General features: G+C 66.3%; 11 protein-coding genes. 5 read left to right on the top strand and 6 right to left on the bottom strand.

The genetic code is table 11. From position 1 onward, the window contains the following. The first annotated feature begins 73 nt into the window (after positions 1-73). The gene (locus tag M1248_RS12000; RefSeq protein WP_317148455.1) at positions 74-1,534 is read left to right on the top strand and encodes an HNH endonuclease signature motif containing protein; all 1,461 of its coding nucleotides are present in this window, start codon (positions 74-76) and stop codon (positions 1,532-1,534) included. Here the strand turns inward: M1248_RS12000 and M1248_RS11995 are convergent. Genes M1248_RS11995 through fadD3 form a run of 6 tightly spaced genes read right to left on the bottom strand, consistent with a single transcriptional unit; the run spans position 1,531 to position 8,039 of the window. Continuing rightward, positions 1,531-2,685 carry a pyridoxal phosphate-dependent aminotransferase gene (locus tag M1248_RS11995; RefSeq protein ID WP_163731424.1) on the bottom strand — a complete coding sequence of 385 codons (1,155 nt, stop codon included), beginning with the start codon at positions 2,683-2,685 and terminating at the stop codon, positions 1,531-1,533. The two genes, M1248_RS12000 and M1248_RS11995, sit on opposite strands and share 4 nt — an antisense overlap. Beyond that, positions 2,682-3,422 carry a phosphate/phosphite/phosphonate ABC transporter substrate-binding protein gene (locus tag M1248_RS11990; RefSeq protein WP_317148454.1) on the bottom strand — a complete coding sequence of 247 codons (741 nt, stop codon included), beginning with the start codon at positions 3,420-3,422 and terminating at the stop codon, positions 2,682-2,684. Before M1248_RS11990 ends, M1248_RS11995 begins: the two co-directional genes overlap by 4 nt. Before the next feature lie 10 nt (positions 3,423-3,432). Beyond that, positions 3,433-4,374 (bottom strand): acyl-CoA dehydrogenase family protein, encoded by a 942-nt coding sequence (locus tag M1248_RS11985; protein WP_317148453.1) that lies wholly within the window; start codon positions 4,372-4,374, stop codon positions 3,433-3,435. Continuing rightward, a complete protein-coding gene (locus M1248_RS11980; RefSeq protein WP_317148452.1) occupies positions 4,371-5,336 on the bottom strand; it encodes an acyl-CoA dehydrogenase family protein in 966 nt (321 codons plus the stop codon). Before M1248_RS11980 ends, M1248_RS11985 begins: the two co-directional genes overlap by 4 nt. 4 nt (positions 5,337-5,340) lie before the next feature. After that, a complete protein-coding gene (locus tag M1248_RS11975; protein ID WP_163731415.1) occupies positions 5,341-6,465 on the bottom strand; it encodes an acyl-CoA dehydrogenase family protein in 1,125 nt (374 codons plus the stop codon). 8 nt (positions 6,466-6,473) lie between these two features. Next, positions 6,474-8,039 carry a 3-((3aS,4S,7aS)-7a-methyl-1,5-dioxo-octahydro-1H-inden-4-yl)propanoate--CoA ligase FadD3 gene (fadD3, locus tag M1248_RS11970; protein WP_163731412.1) on the bottom strand — a complete coding sequence of 522 codons (1,566 nt, stop codon included), beginning with the start codon at positions 8,037-8,039 and terminating at the stop codon, positions 6,474-6,476. A gap of 47 nt (positions 8,040-8,086) precedes the next feature. Here fadD3 and ipdE1 point away from each other — a divergent pair, with 47 nt between their 5' ends. Genes ipdE1 through fadA6 form a run of 4 tightly spaced genes read left to right on the top strand, consistent with a single transcriptional unit; the run spans position 8,087 to position 11,785 of the window. Beyond that, complete coding sequence (gene ipdE1, locus M1248_RS11965) at positions 8,087-9,235, top strand: acyl-CoA dehydrogenase IpdE1 (RefSeq protein WP_163731409.1); 1,149 nt, start codon at positions 8,087-8,089, stop codon at positions 9,233-9,235. Continuing rightward, positions 9,235-10,023 carry a (5R,7aS)-5-hydroxy-7a-methyl-1-oxo-2,3,5,6,7,7a-hexahydro-1H-indene-carboxyl-CoA reductase gene (gene ipdF / locus M1248_RS11960; protein ID WP_163731406.1) on the top strand — a complete coding sequence of 263 codons (789 nt, stop codon included), beginning with the start codon at positions 9,235-9,237 and terminating at the stop codon, positions 10,021-10,023. The genes ipdE1 and ipdF overlap by 1 nt, the downstream gene beginning before the upstream one ends. Next, positions 10,020-10,625: a TetR family transcriptional regulator KstR2 gene (kstR2, locus tag M1248_RS11955; RefSeq protein ID WP_163731403.1), complete on the top strand. Its 606-nt coding sequence runs from the start codon at positions 10,020-10,022 to the stop codon at positions 10,623-10,625. Before ipdF ends, kstR2 begins: the two co-directional genes overlap by 4 nt. Next, positions 10,625-11,785: a steroid 3-ketoacyl-CoA thiolase FadA6 gene (gene fadA6, locus M1248_RS11950; protein WP_317148451.1), complete on the top strand. Its 1,161-nt coding sequence runs from the start codon at positions 10,625-10,627 to the stop codon at positions 11,783-11,785. Before kstR2 ends, fadA6 begins: the two co-directional genes overlap by 1 nt. Positions 11,786-11,788 lie beyond the last annotated feature (3 nt).

The raw sequence follows: 11,788 nt of genomic DNA, 5'->3' as shown, positions 1-11,788 counted from the left end.
AACATCAGCCGCGTATGCACAACGCGACCCTGCCAAGAAGTTTGAGTCAGTGGACTGGTCTATATTCGAATGTATGTTCGAGTTCTCCGAAGCCGACGACGCCACCGTCGTCGCGGCGATCGCGGATCTGACTCGGGCTGAAGCCGCGACCGCGGCGCGGCGGTTGGCGGCGATCGCGGAGTTGAAGCGTCGTCGTGTTCTTGATGATGATGAGCGGGCGCGGTGGGCGTGCGATTGGTGGGACTGCACAGCGGCCGAGGTCGCGGCGGCGATGAACATCAGCCCGCGGAAGGCCTCAGGGCAGATGCGCATCGCGGTGGCGTTGCGGGATCGTCTGCCTGCCGTGGCCGCGATGTTCGCTCGAGGCGAGGTGAGTGCGCGGGTGGTGGGGGCGATCACCTGGCGCACGCAGTTCATCACCGACGACGCGATATGGGCGGTCATCGATCGTGCGATCGCGGAGCGGGCTGGCAGGTGGGGTCCGCTGGGCGAGGACAAGTTGATCGCGGCGGTGGATGGGTTGGTGTTGGAGTTCGATGAGTCGGCGCTGATGGTGGCCAAGACCGTCGCGCGGAGCCGCGACTTCGTGGTCGGTGACCTCGAGGATGAGGCGGGCACGACATCGGTGTGGGGTCGGTTGACCGCCGCGGATGCGGCGGTGTTGAAGAAGAAGATCGCGGCGATGGCGGCCACGGTGTGTCCCAACGATCCCCGCTCGGCCGGTGAGCGTCGCGCCGATGCGATCGGGGCGTGGAGCCACGGTAATGATCATCTGCCGTGTGCGTGTGAATCCCCGACCTGTGAGGCGCGGGCGGGCCAGCCGGCGCCGAAGTCGTCGTTGGTCGTCACCGTCTACACCGATCAAGCCACGGTGGACGGGCTGAAAGGTGACGTGCCTGCCACCACTGCATCCGCTACTTCGGGGCCGCAGACCCCAGCCCCGGCAAGGCCCAAATCCTCTGGCACCGCGCTGCTGTCGGGGACCGAGGTGCTGCCGACCCCGCTGTTGGCCGAGTTGCTGCGCAACGGCGCCAAACTGCAACCCCTGTGCACACCTGATGCTGAACCCGAGTCGGGGTATCGGCCGTCGGCGATGCTGGCGCGGTTTGTGCGGGCGCGGGATCTGACGTGCCGGTTCCCCGGCTGCACCACGGCGGCGGAGTTCTGCGATATCGATCATGTGATCCCCTACCCGCTGGGGGCCACGCATGCGTCGAATCTGGCGTGTCTGTGCCGAAAACATCACTTGCTCAAGACCTTTTGGACCGGGGATTGGGAGCTGACACTGCGACCCGATGGTGGCGCGGTGTGGACCTCGCCGACCGGACACACCTACACGACTCATCCGGGATCACAGGTTTACTTCCCCGACTGGGACACCACCACCGGAGACCTGCCACCCCCACTGAAGCCGCAGACGTTCAGCACCGACCGGGGGTTGATGATGCCCCAACGTAAACGCACCCGCACCCAAGACCGCGAAGCCCGCATCAAAGCCGAACGCGAACAAAACAACTCGCCCCCACCGTTCTAGGCAAGCCACGCGCCGATGCGGCGAACAGCCTCCTCGATATCGCTCTCGGGGCCCGCAAAGGACAGCCGCACGAACGATCCGCCCCGCACCGTGTCGAAGTCGACGCCGGGCGCGATCGCGACACCGGTGTCGGCCAGCAGCTTCGAGCAGAACGACAGCGAATCGGTCGTCAGGTGCGATACGTCGGCGTACACGTAGAAGGCGCCGTCGGTCGGCGCGAGTTTGTCGATGCCGATGCCGCGGAGTCCGTCGAGCAGGAGTGTCCGATTGCTCGCGTAGTGATGCAGCAGGGCGTCTGCCTCGGCGACCGCCTCCGGCGTGAACGCCGCGACCGCGGCAACTTGTGCCAGCGTCGGCGGGCAGATGGTGAAGTTGCCCGTCAAGCAGTCGACGGCCCGCTGCAGCTCCTTCGGAACCAGCAGCCAGCCCAGCCGCCAGCCGGTCATCGCGTAGTACTTCGAAAAGCTGTTCGCCACAACGGCTTGTCGCGACGTGGACCATGCGCAACTCGTCTCGGGTGCACCCTCATAGACCAGCCCGTGGTAGACCTCGTCGCTGATCAGCCGCACTCCGGTCGACTCGCACCAGGACGCGATCGCCGCCAGTTCCTCCGGCGGAATCACCGTCCCCGTCGGGTTCGCAGGGCTCGCGACGATGACGCCCTGAACCGGCGGATCGAGTTCGGCCAGCATCTGCGCCGTCGGCTGGAACCGCGTGTGCGGTCCGCACGGGATCTCCACGACCTCACACCCCAGGGCCGACAGGATATTGCGGTAACACGGGTAGCCCGGACTCGCGATCGCCACCCGGTCGCCCGCGTCGAAACATGCGAGGAACGCCAGCAGGAAACCGCCACTCGACCCGGTGGTCACCACCACGTCCGCCGGATCGACCGTCAGCCCGCGCCGAGTCTGATACGACGCTGCGATCGCCGCCCGCAGCTCCGGAATACCAAGCGCCACAGTGTAACCAAGCACCGTATGATCAAGCGCTGCCTTCGCCGCCGCGCGCACCGCTTGCGGTGCGCCGGAACTCGGCTGACCCGCCGAGAGATTCACCAGATCGCCGTGACTGCGCTGACGCTCCGCCGCAGCCAGCCACACGTCCATCACATAGAACGGCGGGATGCCGGCACGCAACGAGACGTTCATCGGGCCGGGAGTTGATCGAGGTCGTGGAAGAACCCGTGCACGTCGGCGTAATAGAAGGGCTTGAGTCCGCCGTACACGCCGCTCCAATCAGGCACCCACGCGACCAGCGCGCCGAGAAGCATGGTGCGGGTGCCTTCGTCCAGTCCCTTGCGCGCGATCACCACCGGTGGTTTGCAGTTGTCGTACTGCCCGATGATCTTCGTCGCCTTGGCGTTCTCCGACCTTGCTCTCCAGACATCCTCCAGGACCATCGTCGCCCGAACTCGCTCGGAGACAACGGCATCGATCTGGCCTTGCCACGCCGGGACTGCAATCAGATGCAGGAATTCATCCCGCGCTTTCCCCAGCCTCGCCAACAGAATCGCCGGTGAGAAGTAGCTCGACGTGCAGGCCGTGTTGATGTATCCGTAGTCCGCGCCCTGCAAATCGGCCAACCCCGTCGCGGGATCATCGGCCCTGACGACGAGCAGGCTGGTCTGACGAGGATCGCCGGTGAACTTGGACGTGGCGATCGCCAGTCCCACGTAGGTGTCGTCACCACTTCGGACGATCCGGTGAAAGTCCGCTGTCGGCACATACGCGACGTCCGGCTGGTGTCGGGCGATAGCCTCGTCGATGGCGGCGAGATCGGCGGTCTGGCTCGCGACGATGTCGGCCGCGGTGAGAATGCTCTTCCACGGCTCGTCGCTGGTCGGCAACCCGAGATTCTGGTCCAGGACGAAGGACAGCGATGTCACGTGGCCAACGTTAGAGCACTTCGGACTCGAGCCTGCGCAAATGCTCCCTAGGCGGCCCGAGCAGCTGCGCGCTGCCGTGCGCTCGCTTGAAGTACAACTGCATGTCGTGCTCCCACGTGATGGCGATGCCGCCGTGCATCTGGACCGCTTCGCCCACCACCTTGGAGAACGCTTCGCTCGCCGAGAATCGCGCCAACGCCGCTGACGTCGGCGACGGTTCGGCTACCGCGTCGTTCACGACGGCCCGCGCCGTCTGCACCGCGACATACAGGTCAGCCATCCGGTGCTTGAGCGCCTGGAAGCTGCCGATCGGCCTGCCGAACTGAACCCTGTCCTTGGTGTACGCGACGGTGAGATCGAGACACCGCGCAGCCGCTCCGATCTGCTCGGCGGCGAGCAGGATCGCCGCCGTATCGGCCAGCCCCGGGTCGGCGCCGATCTCGGTATCGCCCTGCGATTCGACGCGGGCCAGCCGACGCGTCGGATCCATGGTCTTCGCGGGGTGCGCGGTGAACTCCGACAGCCGCTTCAGTCGCTCACCGTCCGCTGTGATCACGATGTCGGCGACGTCGCCGCTGATCACGAAATTCGTATCGAACGCGACGGTGCCGATCTTGGTACCGGCCGCAAGTTCTTCCAGCGCGTCGGCGTCGGGTTGCTCGGCGGTCAGCAGCGCCAGCTCAGCCAGCGTCGTGCCGAGCAGAGGTGTAGGCACCAGACCCTTACCGAGTTCTTCGAGGACGACGGCGGCGTCGGCGAGCTCACCACCCGCACCGCCGAGTTCCTCGGGTACCACCAGAGCGGCGGCACCCACTTGCTCGCACAACAACTTCCACAGCGACTCGTCGAATCCTCGCTCGGACTCCATCGCCTGCCGCACGGCCTCGGGCGACGCGTGCTTCTCGACCAGTGCGGCTACCGTGCCCCGCAGCAGTTCCCGTTCTTCGCTCACAATGCCTCCAGAAGCCGTCGCCGGTGCAGCGCGGGATCGCCCCACGCCGAACGCAGTGCCTGCACCCGCAACAGCGACAGCGACATGTCGTGCTCTTGCGTGAATCCGATCGCGCCGTGGGTCTGCAGCGCAGAGCGTGCCGCCAGCAGCGCGGCGTCCGACGCGGCGACCTTGGCGGCACTGACGTCGCGCGCCGTCTCCGGCGTCTGGTCGGCCACCGACAGCGCCGCCCCGTAGACCAGGGGCCTAGCGAGCTCGAGGGCAATGTGTACATCGGCGAGTTTGTGTTTGATGGCCTGATACGTACCTATCACCGTGCCGAACTGGCTGCGCTGCTTGGCGTACTCGACCGACATGTCGAGCAGCGCCTGCCCTGCCCCGACCAGCTGCGCCGCAGTCGCCAACACGCCGAACTCGTATGCGCGTGCCACATCGGCCGCCTGGCCCTCACCGGACACGCTGACCTCGAACAACTTTCGGCTCGGGTCGACGGATTCCACCTGCTCGCCCGCGGTGCCGTCGCTGACCTTGCCGTCGGCCGCCACCAGGATCAGGCCCGCGGTGTCGGCGTCCACCGCACGCGGGACCTGCGGGGGCAACGCGACCGTGGCGATCAGCTCACCGGCCGCCAGTGCAGCGCTGCGCGCGGCCCCGTCATCGTGGCTGGCGAGGAGAACCGGTGCCACCGCAATGGATTCGGTCACCGGCCCGGGAACGCACCACCGGCCAAGCCGTTCGGCAGCGACCACCAGGTCGACGGGGTGCGCCTCGATCCCGTCGAACTTCTCGGGCACCATCAGGGCTGTCACACCCAGGTCTGCCAGCTGTGCCCAGACCTTGCGGCCAGGCGCGGGGTCGCCCGCGGCCCACGCGCGCACCGCGGCGGGCATGTCGGCCGCGCCGAGAGCGGCGTCGATGCTGGCGGCGAAGTCGCGCTGCTGTTCGTCAATCTCAAAGTTCATCTGTCTACTTCCGCGGCAGGCCCAGTAGGCGCTCGGCGATGATGTTGCGCTGAATCTCGTTGGTGCCCGCATAGATCGGACCGCCCAGTGCGAACAGCAGACCTTCGGTCCACGAGTCGACCAGCTCGGCGTCGGCGCCGCGCATGTCCAGCGCGGTCTGATGAATCGCGACGTCGAGATCCGACCAGAACACCTTGGTCACCGACGACTCGGCGCCCAGTTCACCGCCGCCACTGACTCTGGTCACGGTGCCGAACGTGTGCAGCCGGTAGGCCTGCGCCCTGATCCATGCGTCGGCTACCCGGTCGACGAATACGGGATCGGGATTGGCTTTCCATTGTGCGACAAGGCGTTCGGCGGGTGCGATGAAGCGCGCCGGGCTGCGCAGCGACATCCCGCGCTCATTGCTCGACGTACTCATCGCCGCACGCCAGCCGTCGTTCACCTCACCGATCACGTCGTTGTCAGGCACGAACACGTCGTCGAGGAAGATCTCCCCGAAACCTGTGTCGCCACCCAACTGGGCAATCGGGCGCACCGTGACCCCGTCGGCCTTCAAGTCGAACATGACGTACGTCAGCCCCTTGTGCCGCTGGGCCTCGGGATCCGAGCGGAACAACCCGAACGCGCGCTCGCCGAACGGCGCCCGCGAGCTCCATATCTTCTGGCCGTTGAGCAACCAGCCACCGTCGGTCTTGGTGGCGGTCGACCGCAGCGACGCGAGGTCGCTGCCCGACTCGGGTTCCGACCAGGCCTGCGCCCAGATCTCTTCGCCACTGGCCATTTTGGGCAACACTCTGTCGAGCTGTTCCTGGGTGCCGTGCGCGAACAGGGTCGGCGCGAGCATCGACGTGCCGTTGGCGCTGGCGCGGCCTGGCGCGCCTGCGCGGAAGTACTCCTCCTCGTAGACCACCCACTGCAGCAGCGACGCGTCGCGGCCGCCGTACTTCTCCGGCCACGTGATCACCGACAAGCCGGCGTCGAAGAGCACCTTGTCCCAGGCCCGATGTTGTTCGAAGCCCTCGGCCGTGTCGTAGGACTTCGTCGGGAACTTGTCCTTGTTCGCCGAGAGGAATTCGCGCACCTCGGACTGGAAGTCCAGGGTCGCGTCGTCGAAATTGAGATCCATCAGTGCTCCTATTTCCGCATCCCGCGGAGAACTGGCTTGACCACTTTGCCGCCCGGATTACGTGGCAGCACATCGAGGAACTCCACGAAACGCGGTGCCTTGAAGTTCGCGAGATGCTCACGCGTGTAGGTGATTACCTGTTTTTCGTCCAGCTCCGCGCCCGGCTTGAGTACGAGGAACGCCTTGCCGACCTCGCCCAAGCGATCATCGGGCACCCCGATGACGGCCGACTCGGCGACGCCGTCGAGGCGCGCCAACACCTGTTCGATCTCGGCGGGGTAGACATTGAACCCGCCGCAGATGTACATGTCCTTGAGCCGATCGGTGATGGTCAGGTTTCCGCGCTCGTCCAATCGGCCGACGTCGCCCGTGTGTAGCCAGCCGTCGGAATCGATTGCGGCGGCGGTGGCTTCGGGATCATCGAGGTAACCGAGCATCACGTTGGGCCCGCGCAGCAGCACCTCCCCCGAGCCGTCCTCGGACGGGTCGTCGATGCGTAGTTCGAAGTCGGCGATCGGGCGCCCGCACGTCGTGGCCACCGTGACCGCGTCGTCGTCCGCGCGGCACATCGTGCCGAACCCGCTGGCCTCGGTCAGGCCATACGCGGTCAGCACGATGTCGATGTCGAGTTCGGTCTGCATGCGTTCGATCAGCACCACGGGGATCGTCGCCGCACCGGTCACCGCGAATCGCAGCGACGTCAGGTCGTAGTCGCCGCGCTTCGGATGGTCCAGCAGGGTCTGGTAGATCGTCGGCGGCCCGGGCAGCACGGTGATGCGGTGTTCGGCCACCGCGGCCATCGCCTTCTCCGGGTCGAACGTCAACTGCGGGATGAGCGTCGCGCCGGTCTGCAGGCACGCCAGGATGCCGGCCTTGTAGCCGAAGTTGTGGAAGAACGGATTGATGCACAGGTAGCGGTCCGCACTCGTGAGCTCTCCGCAGGCAGCCCATGCGGCGGGGGCGTCGAGCGACTGGCGATGTGCGCAAAGCACGCCCTTGCTGCGGCCCGTGGTGCCGGAGGTGAAGAGGATGTCGGATACGTCGTCAGGCGTGACGGCTGCGGCGCGGGCGTCCACGACGGCGAGGTCTGTGCCGCGCGCGACGAACTCGTCCCACGTTCCGTCGTCCTTCTCTATCGGGACGCGGATTACGTGCCGCAGGTCCGGAAGAGCCTCGCGGTCAATGGACGCGGCCTTGTCGGCGCCGAGGAACTCGCCCGCCGCGAACAGCAGCGGAGCGGCGGTGCGGGCAAGGATGTCGGTGGCCTCGCTCGCGGTGTAGCGGGTGTTCAGCGGCACCATCACCGCGCCGGCATAGTGCGTGGCCAGGCATGCAACCACCCAGTGCCAGGTGTTCGGCGACCAGATCGCGACCCGGTCCCCGGCCTGCACGCCCAGGTCGATCATGGCTGCGGCGGCCTGGCGCACTTCGGCGCGCAACTGCGCGTAGGTCAGCTGACGGTCGCCGGCTGGATTGCCGGCACTGCCGGCGGTCGTAACCAGGGCGTCATGGTCCGAGAACTGGTCAGCAATCCGATCCAGGACCTGCGGAATGGTCCTCGAACGGTCCGTCATCGATGCTCCTCTAACAAAGCAAGTGCTTGGTAGGTTAGCCTACAGGGGTGATAGAGGTCCAGGAGTTCAGGGCCGAGGTCCGCGACTGGCTCGCCGAGAATCTCGCCGGCGAATTCGCCGCGATCAAGGGCCGCGGAGGGCCGGGTCGCGAGGATGAGGCGTTCGAGGAACGACGCGCGTGGAACCAGCATCTCGCGGCCGCCGGCTATACATGTCTCGGCTGGCCGGAGGAGCACGGCGGCCGCGGCCTGACCGTTGCGCACCGCGTCGCGTTCTACGAGGAGTACGCCCTCGCCAACGCGCCCGCGAAGGTGAACCACTTCGGTGAGGAACTGCTCGGGCCGACGGTGATCGCGTTCGGAACACCAGAGCAACAGCAGCGCTTCCTGCCCAAGATTCTCGACGTCACCGAACTGTGGTGTCAGGGCTACTCCGAACCCGGCGCGGGCAGCGATCTGGCGAACGTGTCGACGACCGCCGAGCTCGTCGGCGACGAGTGGGTGATCAACGGGCAGAAGGTGTGGACATCGCTGGCGCACTGGGCGCAGTGGTGCTTCGTCGTCGCCCGCACCGAGAAGGGTTCCAAGCGTCACGCCGGACTGTCCTTCCTTCTGGTGCCGTTGGATCAACCGGGTGTCGAGGTGCGGCCGATCGTGCAGTTGACGGGCGACTCGGAGTTCAACGAGGTGTTCTTCGACGACGCGCGCACCGCGGCCGACCTGGTGGTCGGGACGCCGGGCGATGGGTGGCGGGTCGCCATGGGGCTGTTGACGTTCGAGCGTGGTGTGTCGACGCTCGGCCAGCAGATCGAGTACGCCCGTGAGCTTTCCGGCGTCGCGGAGCTCGCCAAGCGCAACGGCGCAGCCGACGATCCGCTGATCCGCGAGCGGCTGACCCGGTCGTGGGCGGGTCTGCGCACCATGCGGTCCTATGCGCTGGCGACCATGGATGTCGAGCAGCCGGGTCAAGACAACGTCTCGAAACTGTTGTGGGCCAACTGGCATCGTGAGCTCGGCGAGATCGCGATGGAGGTGCTGGGCCGCGACGGCCTGACGCTGACCGACGGCGACTTCGACGAATGGCAGCGGCTGTATCTGTTCGCCAGGGCGGACACGATCTACGGCGGCTCCAACGAGATCCAGCGCAACATCATCGCCGAGCGGGTGCTCGGCCTACCCCGTGAGGTGAAGGGCTGATGAGCCTGGCCGAAGCACCGAAAGAGATTGAGGGCCACGGACTTTTGACCGGCAAGGTGGTCGTGGTGACCGCTGCCGCTGGCACAGGCATCGGCTCGTCGGTTGCACGACGCGCGCTGGCCGAGGGTGCCGACGTCGTGATCTCCGACCACCACGAGCGACGCCTCGGTGAAACTCGCGATCAGCTCCTCGAACTCGGCCTCGGTCGCGTCGAGAGCGTGGTGTGCGACGTGACCTCCACCGCGCAGGTCGACGCGCTGATCTCGTCGACGACCGCCCGGATGGGACGGCTCGACGTGCTGGTCAACAACGCAGGTCTGGGTGGCGAGACGCCCGTCGTCGACATGACCGACGAGGAGTGGGACCGCGTCCTCAACGTGACCCTGACGTCGGTGATGCGTGCGACGCGTGCCGCGCTGCGGTACTTCCGCGACGCCGACCACGGCGGGGTGATCGTCAACAACGCCAGTGTCCTCGGCTGGCGGGCACAACACTCCCAGTCGCACTATGCCGCCGCCAAGGCAGGCGTGATGGCGCTGACCCGTTGCAGCGCAATCGAAGCCGTCGAGCACGACGTTCGGATCAACGCGGTGTCACCGAGCATCGCCCGGCACAAGTTCTTGGAAAAGGTCAGCAGCTCTGACCTGCTGGACCGGCTCTCGGAGGGCGAGGCGTTCGGGCGAGCTGCCGAGCCATGGGAGATCGCCGCCACCATCGCGTTCCTGGCCAGCGACTACTCCAGTTACCTGACTGGAGAAGTGATTTCGGTGTCGAGCCAACGGGCATGAGTACCGAAGGTCCCGCTGGACAGACGCGGCGCGACGAGCTCCTCGAGCTCGCCGCGACGATGTTCGCCGAGCGTGGGCTACGGGCGACGACGGTGCGTGACATCGCCGACTCGGCGGGAATCCTGTCCGGCAGTCTCTACCACCACTTCTCGTCGAAGGAGGAGATGGTCGACGAGGTGCTGCGTGGTTTCCTGGACTGGCTGTTCGATCGGTACGAGCAGATCGTGGCAGAAGAACCCAATCCGCTGGAGCGGCTCAAGGGTCTGTTCATGGCATCGTTCGAGGCGATCGAGCACCGGCACGCGCAGGTCGTCATCTACCAGGACGAGGCCAAGCGGCTCGCGGGCCAGGAGCGGTTCTCCTATGTCGAGAAACGCAATCAAGAGCAGCGCAAGATGTGGCTGGACCTGCTCGACCAGGGCATCCAAGACGGGTACTTCCGGCCCGACATCGACGTCGACCTGGTCTACCGGTTCATCCGCGACACCACCTGGGTTTCGGTCCGCTGGTATCAGCCGGGCGGACCGCTCACGGCCGAAGAGGTCGGCCGACAGTACCTATCCATAGTTCTCGGTGGTATCACCAAAGAAGGAGTCGAGTAATGCCTGAGGCATATGTCATCGAAGCTGTCCGCACCGCTGTCGGCAAGCGCAACGGCGGTCTGTCCGGCGTGCATCCCGTCGATCTGGGCGCCGCCGGGTGGCGCGGACTGTTCGACCGCGTCGACGTCGACCCGGGCGCCGTCGATGACGTCATCGCCGGCTGCGTCGACGCCATCGGGCCGCAGGCAGGCAACATCGCCAGGCTGTCATGGCTGGCCGCCGGATACCCCGAAGAGGTGCCGGGCGTCACCGTCGACCGCCAATGCGGGTCGAGCCAGCAGGCCATTTCCTTTGGCGCACAGGCGATCATGTCAGGCACGGCCGACCTGATCGTGGCGGGTGGAATGCAGAACATGAGCCAGATCCCGATCTCGTCGGCCATGACCGTCGCCGAGCAGTTCGGGTTCACCTCGCCGACCAACGAATCCAAGAGCTGGCTGCACCGCTACGGCGACCAGGAGATCTCGCAGTTCCGCGGTTCGGAACTGATCGCCGAGAAGTGGGGTCTCTCGCGTGAGGAGATGGAGCAGTTCTCACTGACCAGCCATCAGCGCGCGCAGGAGGCGATCCGCGCCGGGCATTTCGAAAACGAGATCATCGGCGTCGATGTCGATGGGGCTGGCTTCGTCATCGACGAAGGACCACGCGACACGTCGCTGGAGAAGATGGCCGGCCTCAAGACTCTCGTCGAGGGCGGCCGGCTGACCGCCGCGATGGCCAGCCAGATCTCGGACGGTGCGAGCGCGGTGCTGCTCGCATCGGAGAACGCAGTGCAGGCTCATAATCTGAAGCCGCGCGCCCGCATCCACCACATCAGCGCCCGCGGTGCCGACCCGGTGTTCATGCTGACGGGGCCGATCCCCGCCACCCAGTACGCGCTGAAGAAGACCGGCCTGACGATGGACGACATCGACACCGTCGAGATCAACGAGGCATTCGCACCGGTCGTGATGGCGTGGATCAAGGAGCTCGACGTCGACCATGCGAAGGTCAACCCCAACGGCGGCGCGATCGCGCTCGGTCACCCGCTCGGTGCGACGGGCGCCAAGCTGTTCGCGACGATGCTGAACACGTTGGAGCGCACCGGCGGTCGTTACGGTTTGCAGACGATGTGCGAGGGTGGCGGCACCGCCAACGTCACGATCATCGAGCGCCTCTGACCG

The organism is Mycobacterium sp. 29Ha, assembly GCF_032883055.1.
GTDB classification, from domain to species: Bacteria; Actinomycetota; Actinomycetes; order Mycobacteriales; family Mycobacteriaceae; genus Mycobacterium; species Mycobacterium gallinarum.
This window is presented reverse-complemented; position numbering and strand designations above follow the sequence as displayed.

Coding starts and splice junctions, on each gene's coding strand:
- M1248_RS11975 (WP_163731415.1), bottom strand. CDS start 6,465: ATGGATCTCAATTTCGACGACGCGACCCTGGACTTCCAGTCCGAGGTG.
- M1248_RS11995 (WP_163731424.1), bottom strand. CDS start 2,685: ATGAACGTCTCGTTGCGTGCCGGCATCCCGCCGTTCTATGTGATGGAC.
- M1248_RS11980 (WP_317148452.1), bottom strand. CDS start 5,336: ATGAACTTTGAGATTGACGAACAGCAGCGCGACTTCGCCGCCAGCATC.
- fadD3 (WP_163731412.1), bottom strand. CDS start 8,039: ATGACGGACCGTTCGAGGACCATTCCGCAGGTCCTGGATCGGATTGCT.
- kstR2 (WP_163731403.1), top strand. CDS start 10,020: ATGAGTACCGAAGGTCCCGCTGGACAGACGCGGCGCGACGAGCTCCTC.
- ipdF (WP_163731406.1), top strand. CDS start 9,235: ATGAGCCTGGCCGAAGCACCGAAAGAGATTGAGGGCCACGGACTTTTG.
- fadA6 (WP_317148451.1), top strand. CDS start 10,625: ATGCCTGAGGCATATGTCATCGAAGCTGTCCGCACCGCTGTCGGCAAG.
- M1248_RS12000 (WP_317148455.1), top strand. CDS start 74: ATGTTCGAGTTCTCCGAAGCCGACGACGCCACCGTCGTCGCGGCGATC.